The sequence below is a fragment of the Enterobacter sp. QK-SA4 genome (assembly GCF_056856775.1).
In genome coordinates this window covers 2,453,704-2,475,276 of the sequence record NZ_JBXFXH010000007.1, presented here as the reverse complement: position 1 = coordinate 2,475,276, position 21,573 = coordinate 2,453,704, and the positions used below count along the sequence as shown (strand labels likewise).

The window sequence follows — 21,573 nt, the reverse complement described above, 5'->3', positions numbered from 1 at the left end:
ATCCGTACACCTGCAAGGAGAAGAATATGAGTAACATAAAAGTTGTTGATGTCATCATTCGCAAAACGGCGGAGAAAACTAAATTAACCGGCGAAGGAAATTTGTCGGTCTCTATTTCATCGCCGAGCGTGATTGAAATCCAGGGCTCTGCTCAGGATGTGGCGCGCTATGTCCGCCAGGGTAAAGACCTCCTCATTTATATGAAAGATGGCAGCGTTATTCGCTGCAATAACTATTTCGCAGAAGATCCAGAAACGCATAATCAGTCAGAGCTGGTGTTCAACGACCGTCAGGAACTGACGCATATTTCTTTTGCCGATGCCGGGGAAGCGTCAGGCGCTGCGGTGACTGAATTAACCGCGCAGGCCACACCGATTAGCAGCATTCAACCTTTCCTCGAGCAGGAAAGCGTTTTAAGCGACGCGCCGTGGGGCTGGATTGCGGGAGCGGCGTTAGGCGGCGGTGCCATCGGGGCTCTGCTGGCAAACGGCGGTGACGGCGAAACTAAAACAAAAGTCATTGATAATACGAAAGAAGTTGAAAGCGCCACGCCGACCTTCTTGCTGTCGGATAAAGCGGGTGACAAGCAGGGCGTGCTGAGCGCAAACGAGATCACGGACGACAGCACCCCAACCTTTAGCGGTACCGGCCAGCCGGGCGCGACCATCCAGATCAAAGACAGCAGCGGCAGCACCATTGCCAGCACCATGGTCGGTACAGACGGCACGTGGACGGTAATATTACCGACCCAGACGGACGGGGAGCACACCTGGTCGGTCGTGCAGATCGACGGCAGTAAAACCACCTCTGCGGGCAGTATCACCGTGACGGTCTCTACCGCCGATGCCGCCATTACGCTGGCCACCACGGCGGGCGATAACGTGCTGAACGCCAGCGAGCAATCTGCGGGCTTTACGCTTTCCGGTGCCAGCAAAAACCTGGCGCAGGGTACCGAACTCACCGTGACGCTGAACGGCAAAACCTACGCGGCTGAAGTCGGGGCAGACGGCGCGTGGAGTGTTAACGTGCCTGCGGCGGACGCGCAGGCGCTGGGCGACGGAACCTGGACGGTTAGCGTGAGCGGTAAAGACGCGGCGGGTAACACCGTCAGCGGAAGCCAGACGATTGGCGTGGATACCACCGCGCCAACCCTCTCTGTCGATACCCTCGCGCAGGACAACATCATTAATGCGGCTGAGCACAACCAGCCGCTGACCCTGACCGGTAAAACGAATGCGGAAGCCGGTCAGATCGTCACGGTCACCCTGAACGGTAAAAACTATAACGCCACGGTGGGCAGCGACGGCACCTGGTCCGTCACGCTTGATGTGAACGACGTGCAGGCGCTCAATGAGGGTAATCACACCCTGACGGTTAACGTGAGCGACAAAGCGGGCAACGGCTCGTCCGTGACGGCAGATTTCACGGTGGATACCGCCGCGCCGGTCGTCACCATCCATACCGTGGCGGGCGACGATATCCTCAATATCAGCGAGCAGGGCCAGGCGCACATTATTTCTGGCCAGGCGAGCGGTGCCGCCGCGGGCGATGTGGTCACCGTGACCCTTGGCGGCCAGACCTTCACCGGCGTGGTGCTGGCGGACGGCAGCTGGAGCGTGGGCGTTCCGGCGTCCGTGCTGGGCGCGCTGGGTGAAGGCAACCACACGCTTTCGGTTTCCGTCACTGACGCGGCAGGCAACACCGGCAGCGCCACGCACGGCATTACGCTGAGCGGACACCCGCCAGAATTTACGATTGACGCCATCAGCCAGGATAACGTCCTGAATGCCCAGGAGGCGATGCAGCCGCTGAGCCTGACCGGTACCAGCAATCTGCCGGACGGCACTGCCGTCACCGTGACGCTGAACAACGTCAGCTATCAGGCCACCGTCGAAAACGGTATCTGGGCGGTCCAGGTGCCGGTTTCCGACGTTCTGAATCTGGCGAACACGCTTTACACCGTCAGCGTCAGCGGGACCGACAGCGCGGGGAACAGCGGTTCTGCCGAAGCGAATCTGCTGGTTGATACCGTTCTTCCGCAGGTCATTATCAATACGTTTGCGGGCGACAACCTGGTCAATAACGCCGAAGCGGGCGTCGATCAAACCCTCAGCGGTCGCGTTACCGGCGCGGCGGCGGGCGATACCGTCTCCATCACCGCAGGCGGCAAGAGCTACACCGCAACGGTTGGCAGCGATCTGACCTGGAGCGTGAAAATCCCGTCAGCGGATCTTCAGGCGTTCGGCGACGGAGATTTAACCTTCACCGCGTCCGTCACCAACGCGCACGGCAATACCGGCACCGGCGAGCGGGATATCAATATCAACGCGGAGCTGCCGGGACTGCGCGTGAACACCATTTCCGGTGATGACGTGATCAACGCCATCGAACAGCAGCAGGATCTGAGCGTCACCGGCTCCAGCACCCATCTGGCCGCGGGCACGCAGATTATCGTCACTATCAACAGCGTGGAGTACGTCACCGCGGTTAACGCCAGCGGCAGCTGGCAGATCGGCGTTCCGGCGGCGGACCTGCAGGCCTGGACGGCGGGCGGCATGACGGTTAGCGTCAGTGCGGTAGATGCCTGGGGCAATCCCGTTGCGGCTGAACACCCGATTGAACTCGATCTGAACGCCGTGGCGGTCACCATTGATACCGTCTCCGGCGATGACCTGCTGAATGCGGCAGAAAAAGGCAGTGATTTAACCCTTTCCGGCCAGACGCAGGGCGTGGAGGCGGGGCAGACCGTGGTGGTGAAATTCGCCGACCAGACCTTCACCGCGCAGGTGCAGCAGGATGGCTCCTGGAGCCTGACCGTACCCGCCAGCGCCATGGAAAGCCTGATCGACGGGCGCGCGCAGGTGAGCGTCAGCGTCACTAACGTCAGCGGCAACAGCGCCGACGCCTCGCGCGTGGTCACGGTGGATACGCAGCCTCCGGCGATTACGCTCGATAACCTGACCGCCGACAACATCATCAACGCGGCTGAAGCGCAGCAGGATTTAGCCTTAAGCGGTACCAGCACTGCGGAAGCGGGCCAGACGGTCACCGTGACGCTGAACGGCAAAACGTATCAGACCACGGTTCAGGCGGACGGTACGTGGCAGCTGAGCGTGCCTGCGGCTGACGTGGGTGCCCTGACGGACGGCATCGTGACCGTGACGGCCACCGTGAGCGACGTGGCGGGCAACGCCAGCAGCGCGGACCGCGTGGGTCTGGTGGACGCAACCGTACCGCAGGTGACCATTAACGACTTTGTCACCGACACCAACACCGTTAACCAGCTCGCCCATTCACAGGCGCAGATCCTGAGCGGCTCCGTCACCGGTGCGGCGGCGGGCGATCTGGTCACCATCACCATTAACAGCGTCGACTACACCACCGTGGTGGATGCGGCCGGGAACTGGAGCCTTGGCCTGCCGGCGTCCGTCGTGCAGGGGCTGACTGACGGCACCTGGACAATCGACGTCTCCGTGACCGACAGGTCCGGTAATACCGGAAGCAGTTCGCTGGATGTGGTGGTGAATACCGTGACGCCTGTCATCGGTATCAACACGCTGGCGGCGGACGATGTGATCAACGCGACCGAGAAGGGCGAAGATCTGCTTCTCTCCGGCACCAGCAACCAGCCGGAAGGCACGACCATTACGGTGATCCTGAACGGCATTCACTACACCGCAACCGCTGACGCCAGCGGAAACTGGAGCGTGACCGTACCGGCCTCGGCCGTAAGCGCGCTGGGAGAAGCCCATTACACCGTGACGGCGAGCGTCACGGATAGCGTAGGCAACAGCGCCTCAACCTCGCACGATGTGCTGGTGGACAGCTCGCTGCCGGTGGTAACGATCGACACCCTGGCGGGCGACAATATCGTTAACGCAGCGGAAGTAGCGGCAGGGCAAACCCTGACCGGTAAGGTGACGAACGCGGCGGCAGGTGACACTGTCACTATTATCCTTGGCGGCCAGACGTACACGGCTACCGTGCAGGACGATCTGACCTGGAGCCTGCAGTTAAGCGAGAGCCAGTTAACCGCGCTCGGCAACGGCGACCTCACCGTATCCGCCAGCGTGACCAACGCGCACGGCAATACCGGCTCTTCTTCTCACGACTTCACCATCGACGCCCAGCTCCCGGGACTGCGTATTGATACCGTGGCGGGTGACGACGTGATCAACGTGATTGAACACGCTCAGAACCTGATTGTGTCCGGTACCAGCACCGATCTGGCGGCGGGCAGCACCGTGACCGTGACCATTAACGGTAAAGCGTATTCCGCAACGGTGCTGGCGGACGGCACCTGGCAGGCGGCGGTACCGGCGGCCGATGTCTCCCAGTGGGCGGACGGTTCGCTGGATATCAAGGCAGGCGCGCAGGATGCTTCCGGCAACCCGGTGACTATTGGCACCGTTGTGGACGTCGATCTCGCGCCTGTTGCCATCACCATCAGCAGCGTGACCGACGATAACGTGCTCAACGCGGCGGAAAAAGGCCAGGATCTTCTGCTTTCCGGCACCACATCCAACGTGGAAGCGGGCCAGACCGTGACTATTACCTTTGCGGGTAAAACCTATACCACGACGGTGGATGCCAGCGGCGACTGGACCTGGACCGTTCCGGCAGCCGATTTGAGCGGCCTGAAAGACGGTGATGCCAGCGTGCAGGTAACCGTCACCAACGTGAACGGCAACGCGGCGTCTTCGGCGCAGGAATTCAGCGTCGATACCACCGCGCCGACGGTGACCATCAACACCATCAGCCATGACAATATGCTGAACGCGGCAGAGGCGGCGCAGGATCTGACCCTGAGCGGCACCTCTACTGCCGAAGCGGGCCAGACGGTCACCGTGACCTTCAACGGCAATCAGTACACCGCGCAGGTGCAGGCGGACGGCAGCTGGACGCTCGACGTTCCGGCGGCGGATATGGCAGGCATCGCCGACGGCAGCGCGGCTGTCACGGCGACGGTGTCCGATAAGGCAGGCAACCCGGCCAGCGCGGGCTCTTCGGTGCTGGTCGACACCACCGTACCGCAGATTTCGTTCAACATCGTTGCGGGCGACGACGTCGTGAATATTGCCGAGCACGGCCAGGCGCTGATCGTCTCCGGCAAGGTCACGGGCGCGCAGGCGGGCGACGTGATTACCGTGACCCTGAACGGCAAAGACTATACCGCCATGCTGGACGCGTCCGGCAGCTGGAGCGTGGGCGTTCCGGCGGCGGACGTGGGCGCGCTGGTTAACGGCGAGCAGACGATCTCCGCGACCCTCACCGATAAAGCCGGTAACAGCACCAGCGCGACGCACGAGTTTGACGTCTCCCTGACCGCGCCGGTGATTGCCATCAATACCCTGGCGGCTGACGATGTGATCAACGCGACTGAGAAAGGCCAGGATCTGCTGGTGTCCGGCACCAGCAACCAGCCGGACGGAACCACCATTACGGTGACCCTGAACGGTATCAGTTATACGGCCACCACCGACGCCAGCGGCAGCTGGAGCATCACCGTTCCGGCGGCAAACGTCTCCGCGCTGGGCGAAGCGAGCTACGTGGTGACGGCGAGCGTAACCGACGCGGCGGGCAACAGCGCGAGCACCGGCCACAGCGTGCTGGTCGACAGCGCGCTGCCGCAGGTCACCATCAACCCTGTCGCCACGGACGATGTCATTAACGCAGCGGAAGTGGCTGCCGGGCAGACCCTGAGCGGGAAAGTGAGCTGCGCGGCGAGCGGTGACACTGTCACGATTTCAATCGGCGGCAATACCTGGACCGCGACGGTTCAGGACGATCTGAGCTGGTCGGTCAACGTGCCGTCCACGGTCTTAACCGCCATCGGGAACGGCGATCTGACCGTGTCAGCCAGCGTCACCAACGGCCACGGCAACACCGGAACGGGCGAGCGCGAAATCGTTATAGACGCTAACCTGCCTGGCCTGCGCGTCGATACCGTGGCGGGCGACGACGTGATCAACAGCATTGAGCACGCTCAGAACCTGATTATTACCGGCTCCAGCGAAGGCCTGGCAACGGGCGCGGCGTTAACGGTGACCGTCAACGGCAAAACCTACGCCGCAACCGTGCTGGCGGACGGCACCTGGACGGCGGCCATTCCGGCGGCAGACGTCAGCGCGCTGAATGCGGGCACGGTCACCGTGACCGTGGAAGGCCAGAGCGCGGCGGGTAATCCGGTTTCCATCAGCCACGACGTGAAGGTGGATCTGGCGGCAGTCGCCATCAGCATTGACCCGATTGCCTCGGACGACGTAATCAACGCGGCTGAGAAAGGCGCGGACCTGGTGCTGTCCGGCTCTACCTCCAACGTGGAAGAAAACCAGACCGTCACCATCACCTTCGGCGGCAAATCGTACACCGCGACGGTCGATGCCAGCGGCAACTGGACGGCGACCGTACCGTCCGCCGATTTGGGCAGCCTGAAGGACGGCGATGCCAGCGTGCAGGTGAGCGTCACCAACGTGAACGGCAACAGCGCGTCGGCAGGCCGCGAGTACAGCGTGGACGCCACCGCGCCGACGGTGTCTATTGAAATTGTAAGCGACAACAACATCATCAATGCGGCCGAAGCGCAGCAGGATCTGGTTATTGACGGCGTGACCAACGCCGAAGCGGGCCAGACCGTCACCGTGACGTTGAACGGCGTGGACTACACCACCACCGTGCTGGCAAACGGCAGCTGGAGCGTGACCGTGCCGACCGCGGATCTGAGCGGCATTACCGACGGCAACTACACCATCAGCGCCGCCGTGTCTGATAAGGCGGGCAACCCGGCCTCTGCGGATCGCGACGTGCTGGTCGATACCACCGTCCCGCAGCTGACCATCCACACCGTTTCCGACGACGACGTGATCAACAGCGCCGAGCATGCGCAGGCACTGATTGTCACGGGTTCCGTGACCGGTGCGGCGGCGGGCGACGTAGTCACCGTCACCCTCAACGGCAAATCGTACACCGCCACTCTGGATGCCTCAGGCAACTGGAGCGTGGGCGTGCCTGCGGCGGACGTTACCGCGCTGGCCGCCGGAGATTACACCATTACAGCGGCGCTGACCGATAAAGCGGGCAACAGCAACAGCGCCACGCACGGCGTAGAGGTGAATCTGACCGCGCCGGTGCTGACCATTGACACCGTTTCCGGTGACGATGTGATCAACAACGCCGAGAAAACCCAGGATCTGACGATCTCCGGTACGGCTTCCGGCCTGGCGGCAGGCGCGGTGGTGACCGTGATGCTGAACGGCAAAGCGTACAGCGCGCAGGTGGACGATAACGGAAAATGGACGACTACCGTTCCGGCGAACGAGGTCGGTCAGCTGGGCGAGGCGCTTTATACCGTCACCGCCTCAGCGACGGACAGCGTCGGCAATAATACCAGCACGTCGCACACCGTGAACGTGGAATCCGTTCTGCCGGGCGTGATCGTCAACACCATTGCGGGTGACGACGTCATTAACGCGGCGGAGCTGGCAGCCGGGCAGACCATCAGCGGTAAAGTGGTGAATGCCGAAGCGGGCAACACCGTGACCGTGACCATTGGCGGTAACAGCTACACCGCAACGGTGCAGAGCGATCTCACCTGGTCCGTGAACGTGCCGTCCGACGTGCTGACCGCGCTGGGCAACGGTGATTTGACCGTGTCAGCCAGCGTCACGAACGGCGTGGGCAATAGCGGAACGGGCGAGCGCGAAATCGTGATAGACGCTAATCTGCCGGGCCTGCGCGTGGATACCGTGGCGGGTGACGACGTGATCAACAGCATCGAACACGGGCAGAACCTGATTATCACCGGTACCAGCGACGGGCTGGCGGCGGGCGCGGCGCTGACCGTGACCGTCAACGGCAAAACCTATCCGGCGACCGTGCTGGCGGACGGCACCTGGAGCGCGGCGATCCCTGCGGCGGACGTCGGCGCACTGAGTGCAGGCACGGTTACCGTGACCGTTGCGGGCCAGAGCAGCGCCGGTAACCCGGTCTCCATCAGCCACGATGTGACGGTGGATCTGGCGAGCGTTGCCATCAGCATTGACGCCATCGCCACCGATGACGTGATTAACGCGGCCGAGAAGGGCGCGGATCTGGTGCTCTCGGGGGCGACCTCGAACGTTGAGGAAAACCAGACCGTCACCATCACCTTCGGCGGCAAGAGCTACACCGCGACCGTCGGCGCCGACGGCAAATGGACCGCCACGGTGCCAGCGGCCGATCTGGCGGGTCTGAAAGACGGCGACGCCAGCGTGCAGGTGAGCGTCACCAACGTTAACGGCAACAGCGCCTCGGCGGGCCGCGAGTACAGCGTGGATGCAACCGCGCCGTCCGTGACCATCAATACTCTGGCGACCGACGATATCCTGAACGCCGCAGAAGCGAAGAGCGATCTGACCGTATCCGGCACCACCACCGCCGAAGCGGGCCAGACGGTTACCGTATCGCTGAACGGCAAAGACTACACCACAACCGTCAGCGCAGACGGTAGCTGGACGCTGAACGTCCCGGCGGCCGATCTGGCTGGATTAACCGACGGCAGCGTCACCGTTACCGCATCGGTCAGCGACAAAGCGGGCAACCCGGCGTCGGTGGATCACAATCTGGCGGTAGATATCACCGCGCCCGCGGTGACCATCAATACCGTGGCGGGCGACGATGTTATTAACATCGCAGAACACGGCCAGGCGCAGATCATCAGCGGCACCGCCACCAGCGCGGCAGCGGGCGATAAGGTGACCGTCACCATCGGCGGCCAGACCTACACCACCGTGCTGGATGCCGCGGGGAACTGGAGCGTGGGCGTACCGGCGAATGTGATTTCGGGCCTCAGCGACGGCACCGTAACCGTCACTGCGTCCGTCACCGACGCGGCGGGCAACACCGGTACCGGCACGCATAACGTGACCGTTGATACCGGTCTGCCATCGGTGGCCTTCAACGCCATCAGCGATGACAACGTCCTGAACGCGGTAGAAAAAGGTCAGGATCTGAGCGTCAGCGGCACCAGCGCCAACCTGGCGGAAGGCACCGTGGTGACCGTGACCCTCAACGGTAAAAACTACGCGGCGACGACCGCGGCAGACGGCACCTGGAGCCTGACGGTTCCGGCAGCGGATCTGGCCGGTCTCGGCCAGGCCAACTATACCCTGAACGCGACCGCCACCAACGGCGTAGGCAACAGCGTGAGCAACACCGCGAACCTGCTGGTGGACACCGCGCTGCCAACCGTCACCATCAATACCGTGGCGGGCGATAACGTCATCAACGCGGCGGAAGTGGCGGCAGGCCAGACCCTGAGCGGCACCGTGGCGAACGCCGAAGCGGGCAATACCGTCACCGTCACCCTTGGCGGCAACAGCTACACCGCAACGGTGCAGAACGATCTGACCTGGTCCGTGAACGTGCCATCCGACGTGCTGACCGCGCTGGGCAACGGCAGCCTGAGCGTGACGGCGACCGTCACCAACGGCCACGGCAACACCGGCACCGGCGAGCGCGAGATCGCTATCGACGCTAACCTCCCGGGCCTGCGCGTCGACACCGTCGCGGGTGATGACGTGATCAACACCATCGAGCACGCGCAGAACCTGATCGTCACCGGTTCCAGCGACGGGCTGGCGGCAGGCACGGCGCTGACCGTCACCGTCAACGGTAAAGACTATGCGGCCACGGTGCTGGCGGACGGCACCTGGAGCGCGGCGATCCCGTCCACCGACGTGAGCGCGTGGCCGGAAGGCACCGTCAAAATCAGCGTGACCGGCGACAGCTCTGCGGGCAATCCGATCACCATCAGTCACGACGTGACGGTGGATCTGGCGACCGTTGCCATCAGCATCAACGCCATCGCCACCGACGACGTAATTAACGCGGCGGAGAAGGGCGCGGATCTGGTGCTGTCCGGTGCGACCACCAACGTGGAAGCCGGGCAGACCGTGACCATCAGCCTGAACGGCAAAATTTATAGCGCGACAGTAGACGACAGCGGCAACTGGACTTACACCGTGCCGTCTGCGGATCTGGTACACCTCAAGGACGGCGACGCCAGCGTGCAGGTGAGCGTCACCAACGTCAACGGCAACAGCGCCTCGGCGGGCCGCGAGTACAGCGTGGATGCGACCGCGCCGTCCGTGACCATCAACACCCTTGCGGCTGACGATATTCTGAATGCCGCAGAAGCGCAGTCCGATCTGACCGTATCCGGCACCACCACCGCCGAAGCGGGCCAGACCGTGACCGTGACGCTGAACGGCAAAGACTACACCACAACCGCAGGCGCGGACGGCAGCTGGACGCTGAGCGTTCCGGCGGCGGATCTGGCATCGCTCGGCGACGGCAGCGTCACCGTGACGGCAAGCGTCAGCGACAAGGCGGGCAACCCGGCGTCGGTTGATCACACTCTGACGGTGGACGTGACCGTTCCTGCGGTGACGATCAACACCGTGGCGGGCGATGACGTGATTAACATCGCTGAGCACGCTCAGGCGCATATCGTCAGCGGCACCGCCACCGGCGCGGCAGCGGGCGATAAGGTCACCGTGACCATCGGCGGCCAGACCTACACCACCGTGCTGGACGCGGCGGGGAACTGGAGCGTGGGCGTACCGGCCAGCGTGATTTCCGGCCTCAGCGACGGCACCGTAACCGTCACGGCGTCCGTCACCGACGCGGCGGGCAACACCGGCACCGGCACGCATAACGTGACCGTTGATACCGGCCTGCCGTCCGTGGCGTTCAACGCCATCAGCGGCGACAACGTGCTGAACGCGGTGGAAAAAGGTCAGGATCTGAGCGTCAGCGGCACCAGCGCCAACCTCGCGGAAGGCACCGTGGTGACCGTGATCCTGAACGGCAAAAACTACGCGGCCACGACGGCGGCAGACGGCACCTGGAGCCTGACCGTTCCGGCGGCGGACCTGGCGGGTCTGGGCGAAGCCAACTACACACTGAGCGCGACTGCGACCAGCGGCGTGGGCAACAGCGTCAGCAATACGGCGAACCTGCTGGTCGACACCGCGCTGCCGACCGTCACCATCAATACCGTGGCGGGCGATAACGTCATCAACGCGGCGGAAGTGGCCGCAGGCCAGACCATCAGCGGTAAGGTAGCGAACGCGGAAGCGGGCAACACGGTAACCGTGACTATCGGCGGCAACAGCTACACCGCAACGGTTCAGAGCGATCTCACCTGGTCCGTGAACGTGCCGGAATCCGTCCTGACGGCGCTGGGCAACGGTGATTTGACCGTGTCGGCGACCGTCACCAACGGCCACGGCAACACCGGCGCGGGCGAGCGCGAAATCGTGATAGACGCCAGCCTGCCGGGTCTGCGCATTGATACCGTGGCGGGCGACGATGTGATCAACAGCATTGAGCACGGGCAGAACCTGATCGTTACCGGCTCCAGCGACGGGCTGGCGGCAGGCACCACGCTCACCGTGACCGTCAACGGCAAAACCTATGCGGCCTCCGTGCTGGCAGACGGCACCTGGAGCGCGGCGATCCCGGCGGCGGACGTCGGGGCCCTGGCAGCAGGCACGGTCACCGTGACCGCTGCAGGCCAGAGCGCGGCGGGCAACCCGGTGAGCATCAGCCACGATGTCACCGTCGATCTGTCAGCAGTGGCTATCAGCATCGATGCGATTGCCACCGACGACGTGATTAACGCGGCGGAGAAAGGCGCGGAACTGGTGCTGTCCGGCAGCACCTCGAACGTGGAGGAAAACCAGACCGTTACCATCACCTTCGGCGGCAAGACGTACACCGCGAAAGTCGATGCCGACGGTAACTGGACGGCCACCGTGCCGTCTGCGGATCTCGCGGGCCTTAAAGACGGCGATGCCAGCGTGCAGGTGAGCGTCACCAACGCGCACGGCAACAGCGCCTCGGCGGGCCGGGAGTACAGCGTGGACGCCACCGCGCCAACCATGACCATCGATACGGTCGCAGGCGATAACGTGATTAACGCCAGCGAAGCGGCTGCGGGCGTGGCCATTTCCGGCACCACCACGGCGGAAGTCGGTCAGACGGTCACCGTGACGCTGGGCGGTAAGAGCTATACCGCGCAGGTGCAGCAGGGCGGTATCTGGAACGTGAACGTGCCGGGCACAGACCTGTCCGCACTGGCGGATAACGGCTACTCCGTGCAGGTCAGCGTGAGCGACGCCGCGGGTAACCCGGGCAGCGCGGGCAAAGCGATTACGCTTGATACCACGCCGCCGACCGTCAGCTTTAACGACGTCGCGGGCGATAACGTCATTAACAGCGTGGAGCACGGGCAGGCGCAGATCGTCAGCGGCACCGCAACCGGCGCGAGCGTCGGCGATAAGCTGGTCATCACCATCGGTTCGAACCAGTACACCACCACCGTTGACGCTAGCGGTAACTGGAGCGTGGGCGTGCCGGCCAGCGTGATTTCCGCGCTGAACGACGGCACCGTGACCCTCAGCGCGACGATTACCGACAGCGCGGGCAACAGCAGCACCCAGACCCACGATGTGGTAGTGAACACCGCCTCCGTGGCGCTGACCATCAACACCGTTAGCGGAGATGACGTCATTAACGCGGCTGAAGCCGGTTCGTCCCTGGTGATTAACGGCTCCAGCGCCCAGTTCGCCAGCGGTACGCAGGTCACCGTGACGCTGAACGGCAAGAGCTATACGGCCACCATCCAGAGCGACGGCAGCTGGACGACCACCGTTCCGGCCGCCGACGTGGGCGCGCTGGCCGATGGCGCGAGCTATCAGGTATCCGTGTCGGCGCAGGACAGCGCGGGCAACAGCGCGTCGGCGACGCACGGCATCAGCGTGGATACTACTGCGCCGGTCGTGAGCATTGCGACGCTGTCGGCTGACGATATGCTGAACGCGGCAGAAGCGCAGCAGCCGCTGACCGTGCGCGGCTCTTCCAGCGCGGAGGCGGGTCAGACCGTCACCTTGACGCTGGGCGGCAAATCCTACACTGCAACCGTGGCAAACGACGGCACCTGGACGCTCGACGTGCCGGCGGCAGACCTGGCCGCCCTGAGCCAGGGCGCGCTGACGGTGACCGCCTCGGTCAACGATAAAGCGGGTAATAACGGCCAGACCACGCACACCTTAACGGTAGACACCGTCGCGCCAACCGTGACCATCAGCACCGTGGCCGATGACGATATCGTCAACAACGCGGAGCAGCTGGCGGGTCAGACCATCAGCGGCACCACCACGGCGGAACAGGGCCAGACGGTGACCGTCTCCTTCAACGGGCACAGCTATCAGGCGACCGTCGGGGCGGACGGATCCTGGTCGGTCTTCGTGCCGGGCCGTGATTTCCTCGGCCTGAGCGACGGGGATTACACCATCACCGCTTCGGTGAGCGATAAGGCGGGTAACCCGGGCAGCGCGACGCACGACGTGACGCTGAACGGCGATGTCCCAACCATCACCATCAACACCTTTGCGCAGGACGATATCGTTAACGCCGCCGAGCACGGTACGCCGCTGGTCGTCAGCGGTACCACCGACGCCCCGGCGGGCCAGACGGTGACCATTACGCTGAACGGCAAAACCTACACGGCGACCGTCCAGAATGACGGCACCTGGAGCTATACGGTCGGCAGCGCAGACGTGACCGCGCTGGCGGACGGCGGTTCGTACGTGATTAACGCACAGGTCAGCAACACCATCGGCAACAGCGGCAGCGATAACCACACCGTCACCGTGGATCTCACCGCGCCGTCGATGGGCATCAGCATTGACTCGCTGCAAAACGACACCGGCCTGAGCGCGAGTGATTTCATCACCAACGATGCTCAGGTGGTGGTCAACGGCTCGCTGACCGCGCAGCTCGGCAATAACGAGAAGGCGCAGATCAGCCTCGACGGCGGCACCACCTGGATTGACCTGACCGTGACCGGCACCACCTGGCGCTACACCGATGGCCGTACCCTGACGGACGGTACGCATCAGTACCAGGTGCGCGTGATCGATAACGCGGGCAACGTGGGGGCGACGGACAGCCAGGACGTGGTGATTGACCTGACCATGCCTGTAGCAACGACGATTACGGTTGATTCCATCACCCAGGATACGGGTCTGTCCGGCAGCGACTTTATCACCAGCGACAACCAGATCAGCCTGAAAGGGACGCTCGGCGCGGCGCTGGGCAGCGGCGACCACGCGCAGATCAGCCTCGACGGCGGCGTTACCTGGATAGACGTCAGCGTCAGCGGCCTGAGCTGGACCTATGTCGATGGCCGCACGCTGGCCGACGGGGATTATAACTACCAGCTGCGCGTGATTGACGACGCGGGCAATATCAGCGCCACCGCCAGCCAGGTGGTGACCATTGATACGGTTGCGCCGGACGCCAGCAAAACCATCGCCATCGACAGCATCAGCGACGATACCGGCCTGAGCAGCAGCGACTTTGTCACTAACGATACGTCCCTGACGCTGCACGGCTCGCTCGGCGCGACGCTGGCCGACGGCGAATATGCCCAGATCAGCATCGACGGCGGCGTCACCTGGCAGAACGTCATCGTCACCGGCAACAGCTGGTACTACGTCGATAGCCGCACGCTGGGTAACCAGACCTATGATTACTACGTTCGCGTGGTGGATGCGGCGGGCAACGTGGGGGCCAGCGCCCATCAGCAGGTGATCGTCGATACGGTCGCCCCGGATGCGGCGATTACGGTGACCGTGGATAACATCACCGTGGATACCGGCTTCGACAATAACGACTTCCTGACCAGTTCGACCTCGTACACGCTGCACGGAACGCTCGGCGCAGAGCTCGGCGCGGGTGAATTCGTGCAGGTGAGCATGGACGGCGGCAGCACCTGGGTGTACGCCACCGTTAGCGGGACGCAGTGGAGCTACAGCGACACCCGTACCCTGACCGACGGTAGCCATAACTACCAGGTGCGGGTCGTTGACCAGGCGGGGAACGTCGGAGCCACCACCTCGCAGGCGGTGACGGTGGATACGCAGGCGCCGCAGTACGGCGTCACCATCGACAGCATCAGCGAAGATACCGGCCAGTCCGGGAGTGATTTCATCACCATGGACACCACGCTGACCATCAACGGTTCGCTGGGCAGCGCGCTGGCAAACGACGAGCGCGTGCAGATCAGCCTGGACGGCGGGAACACCTGGCTCGATACCACGGTCACCAACCAGCGCTGGAGCTACACCGATACCCGCGATCTGCCTGACGGGGACTATACCTACCAAGTGCGGATTATCGACCAGGCGGGCAACGTCGGCTCCACTGCATCTCAGGTGGTGACGGTAGACACCACGCCGCCATCGACGGTAGGCACGGTCGTGAGCTATACCGACGGCGAAGGCGAGCGTCAGGGCACCTTTGGCAGTGCGGTGGCAACGGACGATAACTCGCCGCTGATCAACGGTACGCTTAACCGCGCCCCGGACGACGGTGAAATTGTGCAGCTCTATCGTGACGGGGTCCTGCTCGGCCAGGTGACCATGAACGGCAGCGCAAGCTGGTCCTTCCAGGACAACGGCCTCAGCGACGGCAACCACACCTACATTGTGCGCGTCACCGACAGGGCCGGTAACTACACGGAATCGGACGGCTTTGTGCTGAACGTCGATACCAGCATCCCGACCACCACGGCGGCGATTACCGCGCAGACCACGTCGGACACCACGCCGATTGTCAGCGGTACCGTCTCCGCTGACCTGGTGAACGGTGAATACCTGGTGGTTACGGTGAACGGAAAAACCTACACCTCCCAGACCGGCGGCGCGGTGGTGGTCGATCCGGATCACAACACCTGGTATCTGCAGATCCCGGACGGCGATGCGCTGAGCGTGTCGAGCTACAGCGTGACGGCGCAGGTGAAGAGCAGCGCGGGTAACGGCAATACCACCGGTACGGCGACCGGCAGCCTGGTGATTGATACCACCTCGGTGAATACCGACTGGGCAACCACGGCGGGGAACAGCAACAACTCCACCATGACCCTCGGCATGAACAGCAGCGGTCTGTGGAATATCATTGCTAACGGCCAGTCTTACTCCAGCAGCGATAATTCGAGCTATGCCGGAAATACGCTGACCAACACCCGCGGCTACTACGTGGTGAGCCAGACCGCCGCCGACTTTGACCGTAACGGCACGCAGGACATCTTCGCGACCGAGAACACCTACGCCGGGTCAACGCAGGTGATGTGGACCTACGACGGCAGCACCTATAACGCCAGCCAGCTGGCGATGGGCACCACCATCTGGTACGGCGGCGTGATCGCCTACGATAAAACCGGGGATGGCTATCTGGATCTGGCGTACGGCGATGCCGGTATGGACTCACTGACCTACCTGGTGAACAACAACGGCGTTCTGTCGCCGGACGGCACCGGCGGGGAAGGCGGGTTCTACGGTCAGTTCGATTCCGGGCGAGAAATTTCCGGCGTCGACCTGAACAACGACGGCACGGTGGATATTGTCCAGCACACCAACCGCAGCGGCGCGTACTCGTTAACCGTGATCAACAATAACGGTAACGGCACGCTCTCTATCGGTCAGAACCTGACCAACGTGTTTGTGGTCAACGCCTCGGATACCACCACGGCGGCGTCCATGACGTGGGCGGACTTCAACGGCGATGGCTACATGGATCTGTACCTGGGCAGCAGCTACAACAACAACGGCGGGGTGATTTACTACAACGACGGTACCGGGAAGCTCTCTGCCACCAAGAGCGCGGTGGAAGCCTCTAACGCCACGGCAGGCTATCTGTCGGTGGCGGTGGACTGGAACGGCGACGGGCAGATGGACATCATCAAGCTCAGCACCTACGGCGGCTCGCAGACGGCGACCCTGTTCACCAACAACGGCTACGGTTCCACCTGGACCTCCAGCCAGCTGGCGTCCGGTATTGCCTACGCGACCGGCGTGGCGGCGGTGGACTACAACTGGGACGGCGCGCAGGATCTGCTGGTCTCTCAGCAGAACGGCAAGGTGGTGCTGGTGCAAAACAGCAAAACCATTGCTGACGGCACCGCGATGCACCTGCACATTGTCGACAGCGAGGGCATCAACGCCTACTACGGCAACACGGTCAATCTGTACAACGCCGCGGGCGTGCTGGTGGCCTCGCAGATCATCAACGCCCAGTCCGGTATCGGGTCGAACGATACCTCTGCGCTGGTGAGCTTCTACGGTCTGGATCCGAATGAAACCTATTCGGCCGAGATCCTGAAGATCACCAACGGCGTGTCGGATAACGTCACCTGGAGCGGTCTGGAGGCGGGCAACGGCAAAGAGGGCTACGTCCTGACGGCCGAAGCCGCCACCGGCGGCCACAGCGGGACCATCACCGGGACCGGGTATAACGACACCTTTATCGCAGAGGACGGCACCTATACCTACAACGGCTCCGGCGGCTGGAATACCCACTCCGACTACGACACCTGGAGCAACACCGGCGGGATGGACGTGGTGGATTACCGCAACGCGACCTCCGGCGTTAACGTTGATTTGCGCCTCTCAACCGCGCAGAACACCGGGTTCGGTACCACGCGACTGTTGAACATTGAAGGCATCAACGGCTCGGATTACGACGACGTTATTACCGGCAACAGCGGTGATAACCAGTTCGAAGGGCGCGGCGGAAACGACACCTTCAACATCGGCAGCGGTGGTCACGATACGTTGCTCTACAAGCTGATCAACGCCTCGGATGCGACGGGCGGTAACGGTCACGACGTGGTGAACGGCTTTACGGTCGGCACCTGGGAAGGGACCGCGGACACGGATCGTATTGACCTGCGCGATCTGCTCTCCGGCAGCGGCTATACCGGCACGGGCTCGGCGAGCTACGTGAACGGCGTCGCCACGCTGGACAGCAGCGCGGGCAATATCAGCGATTACATCCGCGTGGTGCAAAACGGCAGCAATACCGAGATCCAGGTTGACCTGGACGGTACCGGCGGTCAGTTCTCGCCAACCACCCTGGTGACGCTGAACGGCGTGCAGACGGATCTGGCAACGCTGCTGGCGAACCATCAGCTGTTAATTGCGTAAAACAACGCCGCGGGGAGCGATCCTCGCGGCCTTTTGCGTTTCTTTACATGAATAGCGATAACCCTATATTTCACAAGATTATTTTGCGGGCTCGTTTAGAGAGTGTTCGATTTTTAATCATTCCGTAAAGGTATCATTTCAGTGCGAAATTACCGCTCTGGACAGGACGTAGCATTATGAAGACACATCCACAGTACGAACCCTGGCTGCAGGGCATGCTCATCATCGCGAAGCACTACCGGCTGGATTTCTCAGCGGAGCATGTTCGGGTCACGATTAACCATGAAAGCCAGTCTCCGCGCCAGCTGGTGCTGGAGGAGATGGCGCGCCAGCTTGGGCTGGGGATGCGTATGGTGGCGGCTGAAGCGGTATCCCTCGATCCGTGGCGCCTGCCACTGCTGGCGGAATTCACCGGCGGACAAATCGCGGTCATTAACCGCATGGACAGCGAAGGCAACGTCAGCCTGCAGTTTAGCGGCGACGCGGGGCTGGAGACCACGCTGACGCGCGATGAGCTCGGGGCGCGGTTAAAAGGGCTGATGGTGCTGCGCCCGCTCGAGTCCACGCCGGATGCCCGCGTGGACGACTACATCAAACCCTATGAGAAAAACTGGTTCTGGCAGCTGGCGCTGAAGGACTGGCGACGCTACAGCGACATTATGCTGGTGGCGCTGGTTGCCAACGTGCTGGCGCTCTCCGGCATGGTTTTCTCCATGCAGGTGTACGACAGGGTGGTACCGTCGCAGTCGGAAGCCACGCTGTGGGTCCTGTTTGGCGGCGTGATGATTGCCATCGTGTTCGAATTCATCATGCGCATGCTGCGCGTGCATATTTCTGACGTGGTGGGGAAGCGCGCCGACCTGCGCATTTCTGAACGCGTGTTTGCCCACGCGCTGCGGATTAAAAACGGCGCGCGATCCAAATCAACCGGATCCTTTATCGCCCAGATCCGCGAGCTGGAGTCGGTGCGCGAGCTGATCACCTCGATCACCATTGCGGCGATTTCCGATCTGCCGTTCTTCCTGCTGTTCGTCTTTATTCTGTGGATGATTGGCGGCCCGCTGGTGCTGGTGGTCCTGCTCGCCGTGCCGCTGCTGCTCATCCCCGGCCTGCTGGTGCAGCGCCCGCTGGGGAAACTCTCCAGCGAAGGGATGCGTGAATCCGCCATCCGCAACGCCACGCTGGTGGAAGCGGTGCAGGGCATTGAGGACATCAAGCTGATGCGCGCCGAGCAGCGTTTCCAGAACCAGTGGAACAACACCAACGACGTCGCCGCCAGCGTCGGCATGAAGCAGCGCTGGCTGACGGGCCTGCTGCTCACCTGGACTCAGGAGGTGCAGTCCATCGTCTATGCGGTGGTGCTGCTGGTGGGCTGTTATCTGGTCATCAGCGGTGACATGACCACCGGTGCGCTGGTGGGAACCTCGATTCTGGCATCGCGCACCATCGCGCCGCTGTCGCAGATCTCAGGCGTGCTCTCGCGCTGGCAGTCGGCAAAGGTGGCGCGCAAGGGGCTGGACGACCTGATGCAGCGCCCGATTGACGATCCGCAGCACGGCAAGAAGGTGCATAAAGCCCACCTGCGCGGCGACTATAGCCTTGAGGACGTCGGGTTTTATTACGACGAGGAAGAGAAACTAACCGTGCTCAACATCAGCAAGCTGCAGATCCGCGCCGGAGAGCGCGTGGCGGTGCTCGGGCGCAACGGCTCCGGTAAAAGCACGCTGCTACAGCTTCTGGCGGGCATGCAGGAGCCGCAGCAGGGCAGCATCCTGCTCGACGATATCGCCCTCAATCATCTGGACCCGGCCGACGTGCGTCGCGACATGCAGCTGCTCAGCCAGCAGGCCCGGCTGTTCTTTGGCTCCGTGCGGGACAACATCCTGATGGGGAACCCGTTAGCCACCGACGATGAGATTCATCAGGCGCTGGTTAACAGCGGCGCGCTGGAGTTTGTGCGCAAGCAGAAAATGGGGCTGAACTACATCATCAACGAGGGCGGCGCAGGCCTCTCCGGCGGCCAGCGTCAGGCGCTGCTGCTGGCGCGTGCCCTGATTACCTCGCCGACTATCCTGCTGCTGGACGAGCCTACCGCCTGGCTGGACGAAATGAGCGAGAAGCAGTTTATTCAGCATCTTCACAAATGGCTGGGTAAACGCCGGACGCTGGTGGTGGCGACGCATCGCCTGCCGATTCTGGACCTGGTCGATCGCATCATCGTGCTGGAAAACGGCAAGGTGGTGATGGACGGCCCGCGCGATGCGATCCTGCACCAGCACGGCATGGCGCCGCAGAAAGCCGCGCAGCGTACGGTGACCATGAAGCCGGCGGCGGTTGCAGAGGAGGGCGCAGCATGAATGATTTCTCTCGTTTCAATAGCCGACTGAAGGAGCCGCGCCTGCCGCGCTCGTCGCTGGTGGCATGGTCCCTGTTCGCCCTGCTGGCGGTGTTTATCGCCTGGGCAAGCCTGTTCCATCTGGATGAAGTGACGACCGGCAGCGGCAAGGTCATACCGTCTTCGCATGAGCAGGTCATCCAGTCTCTGGAAGGCGGCATCATCCACAGCCTGATGGTGCGCGAAGGCGACATCGTGGAACGCGGCCAGCAGCTCGCGCAGCTTGACCGGACAAAAACCGAGTCGAGCGTGCTGGAGAGCGAGTCTCGCCTGAATGCGGCGCTGGCAACCGCTGCGCGCCTGAAGGCCGAGGTGAACGACACGGAGCTCGCGTTTCCGGACGAGCTGGATGACGACGTTGAGCTGGTCAAACAGGAAACGGCGCTCTATCAGTCCCGTCGTGAAAGTCTCGAAAAAGGGCTGGCCGGGTTGCGTCAGGGCGCCGAGCTGGTGCAGCGCGAGCTGTCGTTAACCCGACCGCTAGTGACCCAGGGAGCGGCCAGCAAGGTTGAGGTGTTACGTCTTGAGCGTCAAAAAAATGAGCTTGAGAATAAAATCACCGAGATGAAAAACCAGTATTACGTTCGCGCCCGTGAAGAGCTGGCAAAAGCCAATGCGGAGATTGAGGCCCAGCGTTCGGTGATGAAAGGGCGTGAGGACTCCCTGACCCGGCTGACCTTCAATGCCCCGGTTCGCGGGATCGTGAAGGATATTGACGTTACGACCGTGGGAGGCGTTATCCCGCCGAACGGCAAGCTGATGAGCCTTGTCCCGCTTGACGATCAGATGGTAGTCGAGGCGAAAATCTCGCCGCGCGATGTGGCGTTTATTCATCCTGGCCAGAAAGCGCTGGTGAAAATTACGGCCTATGACTACTCCATTTACGGCGGGCTGGAAGGGGAAGTGACCATGATTTCGCCGGACACCCTGCAGGATGAGGTGAAAAGGGATGTCTACTACTATCGCGTTTATATTCGTACCGACAGTAACCATCTGACCAATAAGCAGGGTCAGGAATTTCCGGTCTTTCCGGGCATGATTGCCACCGTTGATATTAAAACCGGCAGTAAAACCATCCTGGATTATCTGCTGAAGCCGCTAAACAAGGCGAAAGAGGCGCTGCGGGAACGATAGGGGAATGGCGTT

General features: G+C 62.5%; 3 protein-coding genes. All 3 read left to right on the top strand.

Annotation, left to right across the window (positions count from 1 at the left end):
- Positions 1 to 26 precede the first annotated feature (26 nt).
- On the top strand, positions 27 to 18,032 hold the full coding sequence (locus tag AC1VYI_RS13270) for an Ig-like domain-containing protein (RefSeq protein WP_482881730.1): 18,006 nt from the start codon (positions 27 to 29) through the stop codon (positions 18,030 to 18,032).
- A 176-nt stretch (positions 18,033 to 18,208) separates the two neighbouring features.
- Positions 18,209 to 20,389 carry a type I secretion system permease/ATPase gene (locus AC1VYI_RS13265; RefSeq protein WP_134866291.1) on the top strand — a complete coding sequence of 727 codons (2,181 nt, stop codon included), beginning with the start codon at positions 18,209 to 18,211 and terminating at the stop codon, positions 20,387 to 20,389.
- Positions 20,386 to 21,561, top strand: a complete 1,176-nt coding sequence (locus tag AC1VYI_RS13260) for an HlyD family type I secretion periplasmic adaptor subunit (RefSeq protein ID WP_048978818.1) — start codon at positions 20,386 to 20,388, stop codon at positions 21,559 to 21,561. The genes AC1VYI_RS13265 and AC1VYI_RS13260 overlap by 4 nt, the downstream gene beginning before the upstream one ends.
- Positions 21,562 to 21,573 lie beyond the last annotated feature (12 nt).

What these genes read in the sequence shown, in the direction of transcription:
- AC1VYI_RS13265 (WP_134866291.1), top strand. Translation starts at nt 18,209, where the DNA reads ATGAAGACACATCCACAGTACGAACCCTGGCTGCAGGGCATGCTCATC.
- AC1VYI_RS13270 (WP_482881730.1), top strand. Translation starts at nt 27, where the DNA reads ATGAGTAACATAAAAGTTGTTGATGTCATCATTCGCAAAACGGCGGAG.
- AC1VYI_RS13260 (WP_048978818.1), top strand. Translation starts at nt 20,386, where the DNA reads ATGAATGATTTCTCTCGTTTCAATAGCCGACTGAAGGAGCCGCGCCTG.